19 protein-coding genes are annotated in these 18,109 nt (G+C 59.0%); 8 read left to right on the top strand and 11 right to left on the bottom strand.

What is annotated here, in order from left to right; translation table 11 throughout:
• Window positions 1–7 precede the first annotated feature (7 nt).
• The gene (locus ACR0D9_RS09045) at window positions 8–1,012 is read right to left on the bottom strand and encodes a GlxA family transcriptional regulator (protein ID WP_480482737.1); all 1,005 of its coding nucleotides are present in this window, start codon (window positions 1,010–1,012) and stop codon (window positions 8–10) included.
• A 263-nt stretch (window positions 1,013–1,275) separates the two neighbouring features.
• Between ACR0D9_RS09045 and ACR0D9_RS09050 the strand changes: the two genes are divergently transcribed.
• From ACR0D9_RS09050 to ACR0D9_RS09065, 4 genes are read left to right on the top strand one after another with little or no spacing between them, the layout of a single operon-like run.
• Window positions 1,276–2,223: an ABC transporter permease gene (locus ACR0D9_RS09050; RefSeq protein WP_480487848.1), complete on the top strand. Its 948-nt coding sequence runs from the start codon at window positions 1,276–1,278 to the stop codon at window positions 2,221–2,223.
• Entirely contained in the window at window positions 2,220–3,035 is an 816-nt protein-coding gene (locus tag ACR0D9_RS09055) for an ABC transporter permease (RefSeq protein WP_480487846.1), read from the top strand. Before ACR0D9_RS09050 ends, ACR0D9_RS09055 begins: the two co-directional genes overlap by 4 nt.
• Window positions 3,032–4,630, top strand: a complete 1,599-nt coding sequence (locus tag ACR0D9_RS09060) for an ABC transporter ATP-binding protein (protein ID WP_480487844.1) — start codon at window positions 3,032–3,034, stop codon at window positions 4,628–4,630. The genes ACR0D9_RS09055 and ACR0D9_RS09060 overlap by 4 nt, the downstream gene beginning before the upstream one ends.
• 32 nt (window positions 4,631–4,662) lie before the next feature.
• Complete coding sequence (locus tag ACR0D9_RS09065; RefSeq protein WP_480538484.1) at window positions 4,663–6,114, top strand: aldehyde dehydrogenase family protein; 1,452 nt, start codon at window positions 4,663–4,665, stop codon at window positions 6,112–6,114.
• A gap of 281 nt (window positions 6,115–6,395) precedes the next feature.
• On the opposite strand, the gene dxs is transcribed toward ACR0D9_RS09065, so the two are convergent.
• The 6 genes from dxs to ACR0D9_RS09095 all read right to left on the bottom strand — a co-directional run bounded on the left by dxs (window position 6,396) and on the right by ACR0D9_RS09095 (window position 11,652).
• Window positions 6,396–8,324 (bottom strand): 1-deoxy-D-xylulose-5-phosphate synthase, encoded by a 1,929-nt coding sequence (gene dxs / locus ACR0D9_RS09070; RefSeq protein ID WP_480538486.1) that lies wholly within the window; start codon window positions 8,322–8,324, stop codon window positions 6,396–6,398.
• A gap of 16 nt (window positions 8,325–8,340) precedes the next feature.
• Window positions 8,341–9,207: a polyprenyl synthetase family protein gene (locus ACR0D9_RS09075; RefSeq protein WP_480538487.1), complete on the bottom strand. Its 867-nt coding sequence runs from the start codon at window positions 9,205–9,207 to the stop codon at window positions 8,341–8,343.
• Entirely contained in the window at window positions 9,208–9,450 is a 243-nt protein-coding gene (locus tag ACR0D9_RS09080; RefSeq protein WP_267363166.1) for an exodeoxyribonuclease VII small subunit, read from the bottom strand.
• Window positions 9,447–10,373, bottom strand: a complete 927-nt coding sequence (locus tag ACR0D9_RS09085; RefSeq protein WP_480487836.1) for a histone deacetylase family protein — start codon at window positions 10,371–10,373, stop codon at window positions 9,447–9,449. Before ACR0D9_RS09085 ends, ACR0D9_RS09080 begins: the two co-directional genes overlap by 4 nt.
• Before the next feature lie 68 nt (window positions 10,374–10,441).
• Window positions 10,442–11,143, bottom strand: a complete 702-nt coding sequence (locus ACR0D9_RS09090; protein WP_209506983.1) for a response regulator — start codon at window positions 11,141–11,143, stop codon at window positions 10,442–10,444.
• Window positions 11,140–11,652 (bottom strand): MarR family winged helix-turn-helix transcriptional regulator, encoded by a 513-nt coding sequence (locus ACR0D9_RS09095; RefSeq protein ID WP_209598920.1) that lies wholly within the window; start codon window positions 11,650–11,652, stop codon window positions 11,140–11,142. The genes ACR0D9_RS09090 and ACR0D9_RS09095 overlap by 4 nt, the downstream gene beginning before the upstream one ends.
• Window positions 11,653–11,811: 159 nt before the next feature.
• On the opposite strand from ACR0D9_RS09095, the gene ACR0D9_RS09100 reads away from it, so the two are divergent.
• From ACR0D9_RS09100 to ACR0D9_RS09115, 4 genes are all read left to right on the top strand, one after another.
• Window positions 11,812–12,678 (top strand): branched-chain amino acid aminotransferase, encoded by an 867-nt coding sequence (locus tag ACR0D9_RS09100; protein ID WP_480482753.1) that lies wholly within the window; start codon window positions 11,812–11,814, stop codon window positions 12,676–12,678.
• A 109-nt stretch (window positions 12,679–12,787) separates the two neighbouring features.
• Window positions 12,788–13,738: an AraC family transcriptional regulator gene (locus ACR0D9_RS09105; protein ID WP_480538489.1), complete on the top strand. Its 951-nt coding sequence runs from the start codon at window positions 12,788–12,790 to the stop codon at window positions 13,736–13,738.
• Between the two features lie 111 nt (window positions 13,739–13,849).
• The gene (locus tag ACR0D9_RS09110; protein ID WP_050604526.1) at window positions 13,850–14,215 is read left to right on the top strand and encodes an SPW repeat domain-containing protein; all 366 of its coding nucleotides are present in this window, start codon (window positions 13,850–13,852) and stop codon (window positions 14,213–14,215) included.
• 172 nt (window positions 14,216–14,387) lie between these two features.
• Window positions 14,388–14,594, top strand: a complete 207-nt coding sequence (locus ACR0D9_RS09115; RefSeq protein ID WP_480538491.1) for a hypothetical protein — start codon at window positions 14,388–14,390, stop codon at window positions 14,592–14,594.
• 34 nt (window positions 14,595–14,628) lie between these two features.
• On the opposite strand, the gene cobO is transcribed toward ACR0D9_RS09115, so the two are convergent.
• From cobO to aroC, 4 genes are read right to left on the bottom strand one after another with little or no spacing between them, the layout of a single operon-like run.
• Window positions 14,629–15,228 carry a cob(I)yrinic acid a,c-diamide adenosyltransferase gene (gene cobO / locus ACR0D9_RS09120; RefSeq protein WP_480538493.1) on the bottom strand — a complete coding sequence of 200 codons (600 nt, stop codon included), beginning with the start codon at window positions 15,226–15,228 and terminating at the stop codon, window positions 14,629–14,631.
• 56 nt (window positions 15,229–15,284) lie between these two features.
• On the bottom strand, window positions 15,285–16,220 hold the full coding sequence (locus ACR0D9_RS09125; RefSeq protein WP_480506921.1) for a DMT family transporter: 936 nt from the start codon (window positions 16,218–16,220) through the stop codon (window positions 15,285–15,287).
• 45 nt (window positions 16,221–16,265) lie between these two features.
• On the bottom strand, window positions 16,266–16,928 hold the full coding sequence (locus tag ACR0D9_RS09130; protein ID WP_480538495.1) for an HD domain-containing protein: 663 nt from the start codon (window positions 16,926–16,928) through the stop codon (window positions 16,266–16,268).
• On the bottom strand, window positions 16,912–18,012 hold the full coding sequence (gene aroC / locus ACR0D9_RS09135) for a chorismate synthase (protein ID WP_480538496.1): 1,101 nt from the start codon (window positions 18,010–18,012) through the stop codon (window positions 16,912–16,914). The genes ACR0D9_RS09130 and aroC overlap by 17 nt, the downstream gene beginning before the upstream one ends.
• Between the last annotated feature and the right edge of the window lie 97 nt (window positions 18,013–18,109).

Raw genomic sequence — 18,109 nt, forward strand, 5'->3', positions numbered from 1 at the left:
GGCAAGATCAGCTTGAGGGCAGCGGAGCGTTATCTTCGACCCGAAACCGGTTGATCCGTCGCCGGTCCTCGCTGGGGCTCAAACCAAAGGCAGATCGGTAGTGCGTCACCAACGGCGTGACCGAGCTGTATCCGATGGCCGCGGCAATGTCGGCAATAGGGTCCTTGGTATAAACAACCATCTGACGGGCCGCCTTCATCCGCATGGAGCGGAAATAATGGCTGGGGCTTTGCCCTGTGGCCTGTTTGAAGGCGCGCTCGATCTGGCGGGGGGTGACGCCCGTTTGATCCGCTATGTCCGCGATCGAGATCGGATTGCCGATACGGCTTGCGAACAGGTCGACACATCGTGCCACAAGCGGCGGCAGCTTTTCACCCGTGGCAGGTTTGCTTGCACTGGGCACCTGTTGCTGAACACCTTCCCCTCGCATCATCGGATGCTGGAACCAGCAGGCCACCTCATGCGCGACTTCGCCGCCCAACCGGTCCTGAATCAGATGCAGGGCGAGATCAAACGCGGCCGCCGCCCCGGCCGCAGTATACCGCGTGGCATCCGACACGATCACTTCGCGCCGTGCATCGATCTGTGGAAACTCGGCCAGAAACGCGGCTTCGTAACACCAGTGCACCGATACCGGATGGCCGGTCATGACCCCCGAGCGCACGAGCGGGAAAACGCCGCCGCTGATACCGCCCAGAATTGTCCCGTGTCGTGACAAAGCCCTCAACGCACCATTCCCCTGGGCAGGGTTTCTGAAGCCCGAGGTCGGACTGCTGAGCAGGAACAGAATATCAATCGGCTTACAGTCTGCGAGGTTGCGTTCAGCCTCAAAACGCACATGAGCGCTGGAGCTGACCTTTCCCCCGTTTTCCGCCACAAGAGACCAGCGAAATGCCTCTTGCCCGGCGATCTCATTTGCAGCGCGCAGCGGTTCGATGACCGAGGTCAGGCAAGCCATCGGAAAGCCATCGAACAGCAGAAACCCGATCTCAATTCTATTTTCTGTCAGCATGAGCGCTACACTATCAGTAAATCCTGGTTCGGCCCGGATTGCTCCTTGGCCGCTCTGGCCTGCGGAAACGGTTCGAACAAGTGTAGCAAAACTCGGAACGTGCGAAATCGAAAAAACGCGCAACAAACATGGTGAAAATCGGGGTCAGGTCCTGCATTCGGATTGACAGGCGGAAAGGAACAAAGGTTGCGCAGCGCCATTTGCCGGTCTGCCGATGCCGTAGATGCTGGACCCGTGACGGCTGAGACCCTAACGTGGCCTCAATGCTTCGCTATACCCTTAAACGACTGATCTCATTGCTTGCCAGCCTTGCCGTCGCCTCGGTGGTCATCTTCGCCGTGATCGAGGTCGCACCGGGGGACCCGGCATCGTTCATGCTGGGTGTCAACGCGCAGGAGGATACGTTGGCCGCGCTGCGGGCTGAACTGGGTCTGGATGGATCCAGGGTGCAGCGGTATTTCAACTGGGTCGGAGGGATGGTAGCCGGAGATTTCGGCACCTCGTACACCTATCGCACACCGGTGTCGCAGATGATTGCGGACCGGCTGTGGGTATCGTTGCCCTTGGCTTTGTATGCGCTCACGCTGTCCACGCTGATCGCCTTTCCTGCCGGGATCTATGCCGCCGCGCGCCGGGGCAAGCCCGGGGATCTGGCGGTGATGGGGGCGACACAGCTTGGTATCGCTGTGCCCAATTTCTGGTTCGCGATGATGCTGGTGCTGATATTCGCCATAAACCTGCGCTGGTTCAATGCCGGTGGGTTTGTTGGCTGGGGCGAGGGCCTTTGGGCGGGGCTGCGTTCGCTGACTTTGCCCGCCATTGCGTTGGCCCTTCCTCAGGCCGCGATCCTGGCCCGCGTTATGCGATCAGCGCTGCTGGATATTCTGGGTGAGGATTTCATGCGCACCGCGCGGGCCAAGGGATTGTCGCGTCGTCAGGCTCTGTGGCGGCATGGGGTGCGGAACGCGCTGATCCCCGTGCTGACGATCATCGGCTTGCAGTTTTCCTTCCTGCTGGCCGGGTCGATCATCATCGAACAGGTGTTCTACCTGCCGGGCCTCGGGCGGTTGGTGTTTCAGGCCATTTCGGCCCGCGATCTGATCGTGGTTGAATCGGTGGTGATGCTGCTGGTCTTTGCGGTGATCACCGTGAATTTTCTGGTGGATCTGGCCTACGCAGCCGTTGACCCACGGTTGAGGAGCCGGTCATGAGCCGCAACCTGATTCTGGGCGCGGCGCTGTCGTCGCTGGTGGTGCTGGCGGCGCTGATCTCGTTTGTCTGGACACCCTACGACTATGCCGCGCTGGATATCCCCAACAAACTTCAGACGCCCGATGCACAACACTGGTTTGGAACAGATCACTTCGGCCGCGACATGTTCTCGATGATCATGGTCGGTGCACGCACTTCGATTGCGGTGGCTCTGGTGGCCGTGGGGATTGGCATGGCGCTGGGCGTACCCCTTGGCCTGACAGCCGCCGCACGCAAAGGGTCGTGGTTGGATGAGGTGATCATGCGTGGCAACGATCTGGTCTTTGCCTTTCCCTCGCTGGTCATCGCCATCCTGATCACGGCTGTGTTCGGTGCCGGTGCCATCAACGCGATCATTGCGATCGGTATTTTCAACATCCCCGTCTTTGCCCGCATCACCCGAGGGGCCGCATTGTCGCTGTGGGAGCGCGAGTTCATCCTTGCCGCCCGTGTGTCGGGCAAAGGTGCCGCACGGATATCAGCCGAACACATCCTGCCCAATGTCGCCAACTTGCTGATCGTTCAGGGCACCATCCAATTTTCGCTGGGCATACTGGCCGAGGCGGGCCTGTCCTATGTCGGTCTGGGCGCGCAACCTCCGACGCCCAGTTGGGGCCGGATGCTGGCGGACGCCCAGACTATGGTCAGTTTTGCCCCGCATTTGGCTCTGATTCCGGGCTTGGCGATTATTGTCACGGTATTGGGTTTGAACCTGCTGGGTGATGGTCTGCGCGACTGGCTGGACCCAAGGATCAGGGTGGCGCGGGCATGACGTTGCTGCAAGTCGAAAACCTGTCCCTGTCGATCCACGGGGTGCCGATCCTGAAACAGGTCAACTTGTCCATCGACCCGGGCCAGATCGTGGCGGTGACAGGTGAAAGCGGCTCGGGCAAATCCATGACAGCACTGGCTGTGATGCAGCTTCTGCCAAACGGGGCAACGGCAGACGGCGTAATCCGACTGGATGGCACTGACCTGCTTTCCGAATCCGAGGCCGAGATGTGCGCCTTGCGTGGCGCGTCCATCGGGATGGTATTTCAGGAACCGATGACGGCGCTCAACCCGGTGAAAACAATCGGCGATCAGGTGATGGAGACCATCCTGATCCACAAGGCGATGCCTCCTGCTCAGGCCCGGACCCGCGCCGCAGAGGTTTTGACCCGGGTTGGCCTGCCACCCGACAGGTTTCCTCTGTCGCGCTATCCGCATGAGCTGTCGGGCGGGCAGCGTCAGCGTGTGGTCATCGCAATGGCCATCGCATTGCGCCCAAGGCTATTGATCGCGGATGAGCCGACTACGGCGCTGGATGTCACCACGCAGGCGCAGATCCTTGATTTGCTGAAAGGGCTGGTTCGCGAATATGATATGGGCCTGCTGATGATCACCCATGATCTGGCTGTGGTCTCGGACATGGCCGATCAGATTGTCGTCATGCGTCACGGCGAGGTCGTCGAAAGTGGCGCGACGCGAAACCTGTTTCGAGATATGCAGCACCCCTATACCCGTATGTTGTTCGAAGCTTCGGGTCATCAGGTCACCCTGCCTGAACCTACACAGCAACGCCCGCTTCTGGAGGTTTCGCAGGTCGTCCGGGATTACCGCCTTCCCCGCAAAGGTCTGCTGGATGCGCCGCGCCACCACCGCGCGGTGGATGGTGTCAGCTTTACCCTCAACCGAGGGGAGCGTTTAGGGCTGGTGGGCGAGTCCGGTTGCGGAAAATCGACCCTAACACGGGCTATTTTAGGGTTGGAAGAGATCCAATCTGGTCAGATTATGCTGGATGGTCAGCCGGTTTTCACCGGCCACAGGCCCAACCTTGCGGTACGTCGCAAGATGCAGGTCGTGTTTCAGGACCCCTATGGCAGCTTCAATCCCCGCCACCGTGTCGCGCGCCTGATTACAGAACCTTTTCACCTGTTGGAAACGCCACCAAAGGGGTCCGAACGCCAGGACCGGATTGCAGAGATGCTGACGGCAGTGGGCCTCGGCCCTGATGATGCGGGCAAATACATTCACGAGTTTTCGGGCGGGCAACGCCAGCGGATCGCTATTGCCCGCGCTCTGATCATTCGGCCGGAACTGATCCTGTTCGATGAGGCGGTTTCAGCCCTCGACGTATCGGTGCGCGCCCAAATCCTCGATCTGCTTGCCGAACTCTGCGAGGCTTATGATCTGACTTACCTGTTCATCAGCCACGATCTGAGTGTGGTGCGCACCATCACCGATCATGTTCTGGTGATGCAATCCGGACGAATTGTCGAACATGGCAAGACCGAACAGGTATTCTCGGACCCGCAGCATCCCTACACGCAAACCCTGATCGCCGCCGCGCCCCAATTGCCTGAAATCGGGAAGTTATTGGCGTAAAACCATTTGTTAGAGCCTGAACGGAGGCCAAAATGACCCAACCACTCTGGTTTGATCCCACCCTGTGCCTGATTGGCGGAAACTGGATACCTGCGACATCAGGCGACTCATTGCCTTTGACCAACCCGTCAGACGGGACCGAGATATGCAGGATTGCACGCGGCTCGGGTGTGGATATTGACGCGGCGGTCGCCGCCGCCAGATCTGCGCTAAAGGGCGACTGGGGGCGCAAGACGGCCTTGGAGCGCGGCCGCATCCTGACCCGGCTGGGTCAGCTGGTGCTGGAACGGGTGGACGATCTGGCGCGGCTTGAGGCGATGGATGTGGGCAAGCCCCTGACGCAGGCCCGCGCCGATGCCATCGCGCTGGCGCGCTATTGTGAATTCTACGGCGGTGCAGCGGATAAGGTGATGGGTGAGACCATTCCCTATCTCGATGGCTACACCGTCTATACACTGCGCGAACCCCATGGGGTGACGGGCCACATCGTGCCCTGGAACTATCCGATGCAGATCATTGGGCGCTCGGTCGGGGCCGCGCTGGCCATGGGCAACGCCTGCGTTCTGAAACCGGCAGAGGAGGCCTGCCTGACCGCGCTGGCCTTTGCCCATCTCGCGCAGCAAGCGGGTCTGCCAGCAGGTGCGCTGAATGTTGTGCCCGGCCTGGGGGCCGAGGCCGGTGCCGCATTATCCGGGCATCCGGGGGTCAGCCATATCTCGTTTACTGGTTCGGTGGCCACGGGTGCATTGGTGCAGCAGGCCGCAGGGCGAAACGTTGTGCCTGTGACACTGGAACTGGGCGGAAAATCCCCGCAGCTGGTTTTTGACGATGCCGATTTGGATGCCGCCCTGCCGTTTCTGGTGAATGCGGGCATTCAGAACGCAGGACAGACCTGTTCGGCCTCGTCCCGCATTCTGGTACAGCGCGGCGTCTATGATCAGGTCAAATCCCGCATGGCCGAGGCCTATGAACAGCTCAGCGTTGGACCCGCGATGCAGGATCTTCGCGTTGGACCGCTGATTTCCGAGCGGCAAAAGCAGATCGTAAACAGTTTTCTGGACAAAAGCGCCGATCTGACCATTGCGGCAGAAGGGACGATCATAGTGGAGGCGCCGGAAACCGGGGCTTATGTCCGGCCCACCTTGTTTGCGGACGTGCCACCGGATCACCCGCTCGCCCGTGATGAAATCTTCGGCCCGGTCCAGGTTCTGATCCCGTTCGACACCGAAGAACAGGCTCTAATGATAGCCAATAGCACTGACTACGGTCTTGTCGCCAGCGTCTGGACACGTGACGGTGCGCGGCAGATGCGGTTGGCAAAAGGGCTGCACGCGGGTCAGGTGTTCCTCAACAACTATGGGGCAGGTGGCGGCGTTGAACTACCTTTTGGCGGCGTGGGCAAATCCGGCCATGGCCGCGAGAAAGGCTTTGAGGCGCTTTATGGCTTTTCGCAACTCAAGACAGTGGCTGCCCATCACGGGTAACAGCGCCCCGGTCTGTCAGATCAACGTTTCTTTCGCGCATATGCGCGAAAGAACAATCTCCTTGATCTCTTTAAGGGAATGGGCAACGGACAATCCAAAGGGCGGTTGGTATCAGTGATTTGTCGTCTCAAGTCACTTTTGAAGCAAAGACCGTTCGGGTCAGGACCCGAAAATCGCAATGAAGGACCCGGGTGGCGCTTGGCATTCCCGCTCTGTTCTGGATTGCCGGCCCCCTGCTTGTAAAAGTGTCGAAACCAAAAGCGGGCGTCTCAACGCCGCTATTACGCGCGCTTTTCACCAATCGAGGTTACGCCCAGAACATCCAGCACCCTGGCTTCGATCTGCTCGGCATTCATACCCGCAACGGCATACATGTCCGCGGGGCCGGCCTGATCGATGAAGATGTCAGGCAAGACCATCGAGCGGTATTTCAAGCCCCGATCAAAAACACCCTCATCCGCCAGAAGCTGTGCCACATGGCTGCCAAACCCGCCAACAGCGCCTTCTTCGATGGTGATCAACGCCTCATGATCTGCAGCCAGGTCCAGGATCAGATCGCGATCCAGCGGCTTGGCAAAGCGGGCGTCGGCGATGGTTGGGCTAATGCCTTTGGCGGTCAGAGACTCGGCTGCTTTCTGAACTTCAGCCAGCCGCGTGCCAAAAGACAAAAGTGCGACGCGCGCGCCTTTCCGGATCATGCGGCCTTTGCCGATCTCCAGTACCTCACCGCGTTCGGGCAAGTCCACTCCGACACCTTCGCCGCGCGGATAGCGGAAGGCAATCGGCCCTTCATCATGCGCGACAGCGGTTGCCACCATGTGCATCAATTCCGCCTCATCCGCGGCGGCCATGACGACCATGCCCGGCAGATTGGCCAAATAGGCAATATCGAACGACCCGGCATGGGTGGCACCGTCAGCCCCCACCAAACCCGCGCGGTCAATGGCAAACCGAACGGGCAAGCGCTGGATTGCGACGTCATGCACAACCTGGTCGTACCCCCGCTGCAGAAAGGTCGAATACATGGCGCAGAATGGCTTCATCCCCCCTGCCGCCAGCGCAGCCGAGAAGGTTACGCCGTGCTGCTCGGCAATCGCCACATCGAAACAGCGCGACGGGTACCGTTCGGCAAACAGGCCCAACCCGGTGCCATCTGGCATCGCGGCAGTCACCGCAACGATCTTGTCATCGCGCGCGGCGGCATCCACCAGAGCCCTGCCAAAGACAGACGTGTAAGAAGGGGCGTTTGAAGGGGCCTTTTTCTGCTCGCCCGTAACCACATCGAATTTGGCTGTCGCGTGGCCTTTGTCGCGGGCCTGTTCGGCTGGTGCGTACCCTTTGCCCTTCTTGGTCAAGACGTGGATCAGGATCGGCCCGGTTGCCCGCGCCTTGACGGTGCGCAGAACCGGCAACAGCTGATCCAGGTCATGCCCATCAATAGGCCCGAGATAGGAAAACCCGAGCTCTTCGAACAGGGTCCCGCCCACGGCCATACCTTTCAGCATTTCCTTAGCGCGTTTGGCCCCTTCGCGGAACGGTTCGGGCAAAAGTGAAACAGCGCCCTTTGCGGCGGCTTTCAGATCGTGGAATGGCGCCTCGGCGTAGATTCGGGACAGATAGCTGGACAGGGCACCAACAGGGGGGGCGATGCTCATTTCATTGTCATTCAGAATGACGATCAGGCGTTTCTTCAGGTGACCGGCATTGTTCATCGCCTCAAAGGCCATGCCTGCGGACATCGATCCATCACCGATCACGGCAATGGCGTCGCCCAACCCTTCAGGGGTTACACCGCCCAGATCACGCGCCACGGCAAAACCCAGTGCAGCACTGATCGAGGTGCTGGAATGCGCGGCGCCAAACGGGTCATAGGGGCTTTCACTTCGTTTGGTGAAACCGCTCAGGCCATCTTTCATGCGCAGCGTGCGGATGCGGTCGCGCCGTTCGGTCAGGATTTTGTGCGGATAGCACTGATGGCCCACATCCCAGATGATCTTGTCGCGCGGCGTGTCGAAAACAGCGTGCAGCGCGGTTGTCAGTTCCACAACACCCAGACCCGCGCCCAGATGCCCACCGGTGACAGAAACCGCCGAAATCGTCTCGGCCCGCAATTCCTGCGCAACCTGATGCAGCTGCGCGTCCGAGAACCGCTTGAGATCAGCGGGGCGGTTCACAAGGTCCAGCAGGGGCGTTTTGGGGCGGTCAGACATTTGGCGCGTTCCTGGCTTAGCTGTCCCGGGCAATAACGAAGCGAGCGGCTTCCTTCAAGGTTTCTGCCGTCGGGCCATACCCGTCCAGTGCGGCACAGGCCTGATCAACAAGTTCACTGGCGCGGGTTCTGGCAGCATCCAAACCCAGAAGCGATACGAAAGTGGCCTTTCCCGCATCCGCATCTTTCTGAAGACGTTTGCCTGCCTTTGTCGCATCACCTTCAACATCAAGGATGTCGTCTGCAATCTGAAAAGCAAGACCAAGGGCTCGGGCATATTGGCGCAAGGGCTCTGGATCCGCTTTCGCCAGACGCGCACCCGCACAGGAGGACCATTCGATCAAAGCGCCCGTTTTGCCGCCCTGAAGCTGTGTTATCGCATTCAGCGTCAGAGGCTCAGAAGCGTTTTCCGCCGCGATATCAAGCGCCTGCCCCAAAACCATACCTTGCGCACCGCTTGCCCTGGCCAGTGTCAGTGCCAGATCAACGCGAATTTCTGCATCTCCAACCTCCGGCCGGGTACACAGCTCAAAGGCCAGTGTTTGCAGCGCGTCCCCGGCAAGTACAGCCGTGCCTTCATCCCATTTCACATGCACCGTGGGGCGTCCGCGCCGCAGATCGTCGTCATCCATGCAGGGCAGATCGTCGTGAACCAGCGAATAGGCGTGCAGGGCCTCTATCGCGGTCGCGGGCCAGATCGCGCGGGACTCGTCGATTTGGTGCAGGCGCGCACTTTCTAGAACCAGAAACCCGCGCAGCCGCTTACCGCCCCGGGTGGCGTAGGCCATTGCCCGTGTCACATCCAGATCGTCCAGCGCGCCCATTATCAGGTCAAAATGATCCTGAAGGCGCGCCGCGTCCTGCGCCAGTCTTTCCTGAAACATTTACTGACCTTCGACAGGTGTGGTCCCGGTCGGTTGGCCATTCGCGTCCAGAGTGATCGCGGCCACTTTTTCCTCGGCCCGCTTCAACTCGTCCTCGCAACGTTTTTTCAAAGCGGCCCCGCGTTCATAAAGCGCAATCGACTGATCCAGCGCCACGTCGCCGCGCTCAAGCTGACCAACCACGGTCTCAAGCTCTTTCATGGCCTGCTCGAATGTCATCTGCTCAACTGGGGTATCGGTCATCGTGCTGCCTTCATCAGTTCTTCCACATGGGCGCGTGTCGCCTCGGCCAGTGCGTTCAGATCATACCCGCCCTCCAGAGTCGAGACGATACGGCCCTGACACACCTCATCGGCTATCCCGCACAGCTCTGCCGTGATCCAGGCGAAATCGCCAGTCGACCAGTTGAGATTGGCCAGAGGGTCGTCCTGATGCGCATCGAACCCGGCCGAGATGATGATCAGCTCCGGCCGGAATGCCCGCAGGCGCGGAAAGGCCTGCGTTTCATAGGCGGATCGCATCTCAGCCCCGCCGGTGCCCGGGGCCAGCGGGATATTCAGAACGTTATCGTAAGCGCCTGCCTCGTCCGGGCGGCCTGATCCGGGCCATAACGGCATTTGCTGGCTGGTGATCACAAGGGCCCGATCTTCATCCCACAGCAGGTCCTGCGTGCCGTTGCCATGATGAACGTCGAAATCGACCACAGCGACCCGCTTCAGCCCGTGGTAATCCAGCGCGTGTTTCGCAGCCAGCGCCGCGTTGCCAAACAGGCAGAACCCCATGGCTTTCTCGGCTTCGGCATGGTGCCCAGGTGGGCGAATGGCACAAAATGCGTTCGGTGCCTCACCGCCCAAAACCAGATCAACGGCCCGCACCGCCGCACCCGCCGCGCGATAGGCCGCATCCACGGAACCCGGCGACATGAAGGTGTCCCCGTCGATCTGCGCAAACCCGTCAGTGGGGCGCGACGATCTGATGTCGCGGATATGGCTTTCGGGATGAACACGCAGCAAATCATCGTCTGCCGCCAGCGGAGCGGTCACGCGCTTCAGATCCAGCCCCTCCAGCGCGTGCAGGATATGCTCCAGCCGCGCCACCTGTTCCGGATGACCCTGGGGTGTGACATGTCCAAGGCAATCGGCATGTGTCAAAAGGGCGGTTTTCATCGGGATCCCATCTTCATCTGGCTAAAAATATCCTCGCCGAAGGCATTAATCGCCGCGCAGCGGCTCATTCAATCGGGTGCCAGCATATAGCCTGCGCCCCGGACTGTCTGCAGATACCGGGGCTGTTTCGGGTCCTGTTCGATCTTCCGGCGCAGGCGGGTGATCTGCACGTCCACGGCACGTTCTTGCGCCTGTCCTTTATCCCGGCCCAGATCTTCCACCAGTTTTGCACGGCTGATCGGCTCGCCAGGTTGGGCCGAGAAAATTTTCATCAGCTGGCTTTCGGTTGCCGTCAGGCGGACCGGCATTTCGCCCTGCCACATTTCACCACGTTCAATGTCATACCGGATGGGACCAAGATGCAGGATCTTCGCCGCTGTTTCCTCGGCCGGGGTTTCCGGCATTCGGCGCAGGATCGCATTGATCCGCAGCAACAACTCTTTCGGCTCGAAAGGTTTGGCGAGATAATCATCCGCCCCGGCTTCAAGCCCTGCAATCCGATGCTCGGTCTCGCCCTTGGCGGTCAACAACAGGATCGGTGTCGTATGGGTGTCACGCAGTGATCTGGTCAGACTGACGCCATCTTCGCCCGGCATCATCACATCCATGACGATCATGTCGAAATCCAATCCCGACAGAACCCGCCGCGCATGGGCCGCATCCCGTGCCGCTGTCACCAGAAACCCGTTTCGCATCAGGAATTTCTTGAGCAGATCGCGAATGCGTTCGTCATCATCAACAATCAGCAGATGGGCATCCATTTCGCTCATGAACTCGTATCCCGCAATTTCGTATAGGCATGACGCATATCAGCATCCATCATTGCTTCAAGTACTTTGCGAAACCCGGCCACGGCCTCGGGACCGGCATCCTTGAAGGCTGCGCGCATTCTTGTTCGTTGCGCATCGGACAACGTGGCCTCCAACGTTTCGCCCTTCTCCGTCAGAAATAGGTGCCGTTCGCGTTTGTCCACGGTTCCGACCCGGCTTTCCACCAGACCATCCTCGATCAATGTCCGAAGAACCCTGTTCAGAGACTGTTTTGTAACCCCGAGGATCGCCAGCAAATTGTTCACCGTGGTGCCCGGCGCACGGTTGATAAAATGGATCGCGCGGTGATGGGCGCGGCCATAGGCCATCTCGGACAGGATACGATCAGGATCCGCGGTAAAGCCACGATAGGCAAAGAACATGGCCTCGATCCCCTGCCGCAACTGTTCATCCGTCAAAAACAACAGGCTCTCGCCCCCATATCGCGGGGCTGGGCGGATTTCGGACATATCATGCCTCATTCGTTACTCGGGTTTGACTTTATGTCAGCGTTATTGACATTCCAAGGGCGGAGCGGTATCGAATCGCAGTTTTTGCGCAACATTGTGTCCGCATCGGACCTAAGTGGCGCAACAATCGGAAATTTAACCCGGTTCAGGAGGTTTCGCATGGCGGGGTATGATGATCGTGACGGTGTCATCTGGTTGGATGGTAAGCTGGTGCCCTGGCGCGATGCCAATGTGCATATTCTGACCCACGCGATGCACTATGCCTCATCCGTGTTCGAGGGTGAACGGGCTTATAACGGCAAGATTTTCAAAAGCCGCGAACATTCCGAACGTCTTATCGCCAGCGCCGAGGCACTGGACATGCCGATGCCTTACACTGTCGATCAGATTGAAGCGGCCAAGGAAGAGACCCTGAAAGCCAGTGGCCTTCAGGATGCCTATGTCCGCGCATTGGTGTGGCGCGGGTCTGGCGAAGACATGGGCGTGGCGTCGGCCCGCAACCCGGTACGGATGGCCATCGCGGTCTGGCCCTGGGGCGCCTATTACGGCGACGCCAAGATGCAGGGCGCAAAACTGGACATCGCCGAATGGAAACGCCCCAGCCCGGAAACCATCCCGGTTCATGCCAAGGCGGCGGGCCTCTACATGATCTGCACCATTTCCAAACACAAGGCCGAAGCCAAGGGATGCTCGGACGCGCTGTTCATGGACTGGCGTGGTTACGTGGCCGAAGCAACAGGTGCCAACGTGTTCTTCGTCAAGGATGGAGAGGTTCACACCCCGCTGGCGGATTGCTTCCTGAACGGCATCACCCGTCAGACCGTCATTCAGATGCTGAAGGATAAAGGCATCACTGTGCATGAGCGGCGCATCAAGCCCGAAGAAATGGCTGATTTCGAACAGTGCTGGCTGACCGGAACCGCGGCCGAGGTCACTCCGGTCGGGCAAATCGGAGATTACACTTTCGAAGTCGGCGACCTGACCCGCGAAATCGCAGAAGATTACGAAAAACTGGTCCGCTCGTAATAACTTGCAAAACCCCGCTTCGGCGGGGTTTTTGTTGCAGATCGTGCAAATTGTCGTGCAAAGCGTTCCGTGATCTGGACGATCGGATCAGTTCCCGTATCTTCACCCCATGTTGGACCTTCTCAGCGATATTCTCACCCGTCTGTCCCTGCGTGGCACGTTCTACTTCCGCACCTCGTTCACACCACCTTTTGGTATTCAGGTGCCGGAATTCGAAAACGTCGCGCGGTTTCATTTTGTTCAACGGGGTGAGCTCAAGGTCCATGTCTCATCCACCGGGGAAACGTTGCGGCTGCGGCAGGGGGATCTGATCCTGATCCCTCATGGGGCGCCACATGCGTTGTTGTGTGCTGAGGTCAGGCCACCGGATGCACTTCCTCTGGAACAGGTTCTTGAGATTGCCGGCTACAAGGGCGATGGCGTCCTTGTCTATGGCGGTGCAGACGAGGACCGGGACACGCAACTGATCTGCGGTCATTTTTCTTTCACCGGCCCGGCAGGGCGAAAAGGCACCGGGCATATGCTGATCGACCGACTGCCGCCCTACATCCTGATCGAGAATTATGGTGAAGAGGCCGGATCGTGGATGGAATCGACCCTGCGCATGATCGGATCCGAAGTGTCCGGGGCCCGTATTGGCGGCGATCTGATTGCGCTGAAGCTGTCCGAAGTTCTGTTTGCGCAGGCGATCCGAACCTACCTGGAACGGCAAAGCCCGCAGGACACCGCCCTTGCGGGCTTTGCGGATACGCGCATCTCACGCGCTTTGACGGCGTTCCACCAAGCGCCAGCGCAAGACTGGAGCGTTGCAACACTGGCACGCGAATCCGGCATGTCGCGCACAGCCTTTTCTCAGTTATTTGCCCAGAAGATGGGCACGACGCCGATGCAATACCTCACCGACTGGCGCATGCAGATTGCGTGCCATGGCCTAACAGAGGCACGATGGAACGTCGCAGATGCAGCAGCCGAAGTTGGATATGCCTCTGAAGCCGCGTTCTCCCGTGTTTTCAAGAAGCAGGTCGGCTTGTCACCAGCCGCATACAGGTCCATGCACTAATACGCCAAGAATTCCGTACGATCTGCAAGATTTTTGAAACGATCGAGAATTCAGCGTTCGGGTCAGGCTTTCTATCTTTCTTTCATCACTGATTGAAAAGAGGAAAATCCTATGTCCCTGCGTTTCGTTACCCGCTCTGTCCACGCGTATCTGGATTATCCGGTTGCCATTGCCCTGATGACACTGCCATTCCTGCTGGGATTGGGTCAGTCCAACCCGCTGGCGCTGTGGCTTTCGGTTGTCACCGGCGTCGCCGCCTTTGTCCTGACAGTTCTGACCGACCATCATCTGGGAATTTGGCGCGTTCTACCTTACAAGTTTCACCTGGCCGTGGACCTGATTGTCGGCATCACCTTTCTGTTTGCACCCAGTGTACTGGGGTTTTCAGGATTGGATGCGGCGTTCTACTGGCTGAACGGTGCGGCTGTGGTTCTCGTCATCTCGCTCAGCGCGCCCGAGCAGGAAGTCGCTGCCTGAGCGCTGTTCCTCAGCACTGGCAACTTTGTCCAAATACTACCGAAATAGCTGAGCCGCCCGTTTTGTAAATCGGCGGCTCAGAGCAGAGAAGCGTGTTGACCGGTCGGGCGAATTTACTTGAAAAAGCCGACTGAATTCATCAGATTTATCCCTGCGCGGGGTGAGGTCACAGATGACAGACACGCTTGACGAAATCATGGCCCGGCATGATGCGCTGGTTGCGTGCGGGTGCAATTGTTGCGAAGGCGACTATTGCGCCTATGCCGACCGCCAGAACCGGGACACAGCAACCGCTGAAGAAGCCCGGGCACAAGGCACCGCCCATCAACGCAAGTCGTTGCGATATATCTTTGAAACTGTGCTTAGCGGCAGAGGATAGCAGCGCAGCAGTTTAGGCTGCGCTGTTGCAAGGTTCAGAAATCCACCCCGCGCTGGGCTTTGATTCCCGCCTGGAACGGATGCTTTTCTTCGGTCATTTCGGTGACCAGATCTGCATAATCACGTAACGCCTGCGGCGCGTCGCGGCCCGTCAGGAACACACTCGTCTTGTCCGAACGCGCGTTCAGCCCGTCTATCACCTGCTCGACCGAGAGATATTCATAGCGAAGCGCGATGTTGATCTCGTCCAGAACCACCAGATCGAATTCGCCACTTGCCATAAGGGCGCAAGCCTTGTCGAAGGCGGCATTGGCGGCTGCAATGTCGCGTTCGCGGTCTTGTGTATCCCAGGTAAACCCCTCACCCATCGTATGCCAGGTGACCAGATCGCGTTCTTCGAAGAAACGGCGCTCGCCGGTTTTCCACTTGCCCTTGATGAACTGCACCACGGCGACCTTCTGACCCCAACCAAGCGCGCGGATGACCACACCAAAGGCCGCCGATGACTTACCTTTGCCTTTGCCGGTATTGATCAGAACAAGGCCGCGTTCGGGATCAACAGCCTCGGACACCTTCTTGCGGTGCTGGGCCTGCACCTTTTGCATCTTTTCCTTGTGATCCTGCGCGTCGCTCATTGGGGAACCTCTTTGATTGTCCGGCCCAACCTAGGGAAAGAATGCAAAAGGTAAAGTCACGCTTTGGGGTCCGTGACAGAACGCGCCTTGCCACGCTCCAGCCCAAGCTGGTGTTCGCGCCAGATCACAACAACATTGCCTGCGATCACCAATGCGGCCCCGATCAGGATCGCAACGGTAGGCAATTCATCAAACACGAAATAACCGATCACAATCGCAAAGAGCATTGTTGCATAGTCATAAGGTGCCAGCATCGATGCCTGTCCAAAGCGATACGAGGACGTGACCAAAATCTGCGCTACTCCGCCAATTAACCCCATGGTGATCAGTATTAGAGCCTGAGACAGAGTTGGCATTGTCCATCCCCAGATGGCCGTCAGGGCTGATAGCAGCGTCGCTGTCAGCGAGAAATAGAACACGATTGCAGCAGGGTGATCGACCTTGACCAGTTGTCGGATGTGGATCTGCACGAAAGCCCGGGCAAAGGTCGCAACCAGTACACACAGCGCCCCGATGGTCGCAGCCGTTTCCATCTGAGTGGTGCCAAGTCGGGGCCAGATCATGATCATCACGCCCAGCAACCCAAGTGCCACGGCACCGATGCGAATCATACGAATGCGCTCACCCAGCATCACTGCGGCCAAAATCAGGGTGAAAATCGGTGTGGCGTAACCGATTGCAGTGACTTCGGGCAGCGGCAGCAGGCTAAGGCCGGTGAATGTCAGCCCCATGGCGCTGGTGCCCAGAACACCGCGCCAGAAATGACCCATGGGTTTCTTGACGACAAAGCCTTGCGCCAGCTCTCGGCGCGCGATCAGCCACAGAATGATGACCGGAATAGCAAACAGGGACCGGAAGAACACCAGTTGGCCCGGCGGGAATTCGTCAGATAAGGCTTTGACCAGCGCCGACATCGACGTGAAAAGGAACAGCGCGCCAAGCTTCAGCGCCACAGCCAGCAAAGGTCGATGCGATGTTAAGGGTTTTGTCATCGGCGCGACCCTGCGCCTTTGCAGAAAAAAGATCAACGGGGTGGATCAGGTAATGGTCCACGAGTTCGGGATCGATGCGCCGATTTCCGCTGCAAAATCCTCAAGGAACTGAAACATTCGGCCCACCCTCGCCTGCGCAATCTGTTTGCCGGCATCCGTCAGCATATCGTTCGGCAGGGTCAGCAGTTTGACCTTCCAGTGATCAATCGAATACCGCAGATCGTCCAGCGGGCGCGCCTCTGCGAATGGGTCAGCCGGATCATAAAGGACACGACCCAAAGCACCCGATACAGAAAATGTGCGCGCAATCCCGATGGCCCCCAAGGCGTCAAGGCGATCCGCATCCCGTAGGATCCGGGCCTCGAGCGTTTCGGGTGGGATGTTGGCCGAGAAGCTATGGGCCGCTATCGCATGTTGCGCGGCCTGAACCTGATCGCCGGAAAAGCCCAATTTTGCCAGAATAGGCCCTGATTCAGCCGCTGACTGGCGTGAGGCAAACAGTCGGTTCGGGTCATTCTTGGGTAGGTTGACCAGATCATGAAGATAACAGGCTGCCAACAGGACGGGGATGTCCGCCTGAGCGTCTGCAATGGCCTGAGCATTGGTCCAAACACGATCCAGATGGGCCAGGTCATGGGCCGGATCAGTTTCCATACGTTGCGCGACAACGGCACGCAAACGCGCGCGCAGATCAGCCGATCCGTCCACGGTTTTCTCCGATCTGACCACGGTGCAGCAGTAGGTGGTCCAGGATGACACAGGCCATCATCGCCTCACCGACAGGGACAGCGCGGATGCCAACACAGGGGTCATGACGGCCTTTTGTGATGATCTCGGTCTCTTCACCGGATTTTGTAATGGTTTTGCGGGTGGTCAGGATCGAAGAGGTTGGCTTGACCGCAAAGCGCACTACAATGTCCTGTCCGGTCGAGATGCCGCCCAGAATCCCGCCTGCGTGGTTTGAACTGTATTGCGGGCCATCCTGACCCATGAAGATTTCGTCGGCATTGCCTTCGCCAGTCAGTTCGGCGGCAGCCATGCCTTCGCCGATCTCGACTCCCTTGACGGCGTTGATCGACATCATCGCGGCCGCAAGATCAGTGTCTAACTTGGCGTAAATCGGTGCCCCAAGCCCTGCCGGGACACCGCGTGCCACAACCTCGACCACGGCACCGACCGAGTTGCCGGATTTGCGCAGGTCATCCAGATAGGTCGCCCAATCCCCGGCCGCCTGTTCATCAGGCGCCCAGAACGGGTTCTGTTCAATCTGCGCCCAGTCGAATTTGGCGCGGTCGATCTTGTGCGGACCGATCTGGGTCATGTAGCCGGTGATCTGCACATTCGGCGCAATCTGCCGGATGGCCTCGCGCGCCAGGCCACCCGCGGCCACGCGCGACGCGGTTTCCCGGGCTGAACTGCGCCCACCCCCGCGATAATCGCGGATGCCGTATTTCTGCCAGTAGGTGATATCGGCATGGCCCGGACGGAACTTGTCCATGATGTCGCCGTAGTCTTTCGAGCGCTGATCGGTGTTTTCGATCATCAGTTGCACGGGCGTGCCTGTAGTTTGGCCTTCGAACACGCCAGAAAGGATCTTGACCTGATCCGGTTCGCGCCGCTGCGTTGTGAACTTGTTTTGCCCCGGTTTGCGCTTGTCCAGCCAGTGCTGGATCATCGCCTCGTCAATCGCAACGCCCGGCGGGCAACCGTCGACAGTGGCGCCCAAGGCGGGCCCATGGCTTTCACCCCAGGTGGTGACGCGGAAAAGATGGCCAAAGCTGTTCATCGACATGGGGCGTGCTCCTTTGCGGATCGTGATTAGCGGGCAAGGCCCCCGGCCTCAAGCGGATTTGGCCGTTGACGGTTTGAGCGCCGCCCGTCGGGCGGCG

Source organism: Ruegeria sp. AK11 (genome assembly GCF_056541095.1).

What these genes read in the sequence shown, in the direction of transcription:
- ACR0D9_RS09110 (WP_050604526.1), top strand. Translation starts at nt 13,850, where the DNA reads ATGTCCCTGCGTTTCGTTACCCGCTCTGTCCACGCGTATCTGGATTAT.
- ACR0D9_RS09065 (WP_480538484.1), top strand. Translation starts at nt 4,663, where the DNA reads ATGACCCAACCACTCTGGTTTGATCCCACCCTGTGCCTGATTGGCGGA.
- ACR0D9_RS09090 (WP_209506983.1), bottom strand. Translation starts at nt 11,143, where the DNA reads ATGAGCGAAATGGATGCCCATCTGCTGATTGTTGATGATGACGAACGC.
- ACR0D9_RS09095 (WP_209598920.1), bottom strand. Translation starts at nt 11,652, where the DNA reads ATGTCCGAAATCCGCCCAGCCCCGCGATATGGGGGCGAGAGCCTGTTG.
- ACR0D9_RS09100 (WP_480482753.1), top strand. Translation starts at nt 11,812, where the DNA reads ATGGCGGGGTATGATGATCGTGACGGTGTCATCTGGTTGGATGGTAAG.
- dxs (WP_480538486.1), bottom strand. Translation starts at nt 8,324, where the DNA reads ATGTCTGACCGCCCCAAAACGCCCCTGCTGGACCTTGTGAACCGCCCC.
- ACR0D9_RS09050 (WP_480487848.1), top strand. Translation starts at nt 1,276, where the DNA reads ATGCTTCGCTATACCCTTAAACGACTGATCTCATTGCTTGCCAGCCTT.
- ACR0D9_RS09075 (WP_480538487.1), bottom strand. Translation starts at nt 9,207, where the DNA reads ATGTTTCAGGAAAGACTGGCGCAGGACGCGGCGCGCCTTCAGGATCAT.
- ACR0D9_RS09080 (WP_267363166.1), bottom strand. Translation starts at nt 9,450, where the DNA reads ATGACCGATACCCCAGTTGAGCAGATGACATTCGAGCAGGCCATGAAA.
- aroC (WP_480538496.1), bottom strand. Translation starts at nt 18,012, where the DNA reads ATGTCGATGAACAGCTTTGGCCATCTTTTCCGCGTCACCACCTGGGGT.
- ACR0D9_RS09060 (WP_480487844.1), top strand. Translation starts at nt 3,032, where the DNA reads ATGACGTTGCTGCAAGTCGAAAACCTGTCCCTGTCGATCCACGGGGTG.
- ACR0D9_RS09125 (WP_480506921.1), bottom strand. Translation starts at nt 16,220, where the DNA reads ATGACAAAACCCTTAACATCGCATCGACCTTTGCTGGCTGTGGCGCTG.
- ACR0D9_RS09045 (WP_480482737.1), bottom strand. Translation starts at nt 1,012, where the DNA reads ATGCTGACAGAAAATAGAATTGAGATCGGGTTTCTGCTGTTCGATGGC.
- ACR0D9_RS09115 (WP_480538491.1), top strand. Translation starts at nt 14,388, where the DNA reads ATGACAGACACGCTTGACGAAATCATGGCCCGGCATGATGCGCTGGTT.
- cobO (WP_480538493.1), bottom strand. Translation starts at nt 15,228, where the DNA reads ATGAGCGACGCGCAGGATCACAAGGAAAAGATGCAAAAGGTGCAGGCC.
- ACR0D9_RS09105 (WP_480538489.1), top strand. Translation starts at nt 12,788, where the DNA reads ATGTTGGACCTTCTCAGCGATATTCTCACCCGTCTGTCCCTGCGTGGC.
- ACR0D9_RS09055 (WP_480487846.1), top strand. Translation starts at nt 2,220, where the DNA reads ATGAGCCGCAACCTGATTCTGGGCGCGGCGCTGTCGTCGCTGGTGGTG.
- ACR0D9_RS09085 (WP_480487836.1), bottom strand. Translation starts at nt 10,373, where the DNA reads ATGAAAACCGCCCTTTTGACACATGCCGATTGCCTTGGACATGTCACA.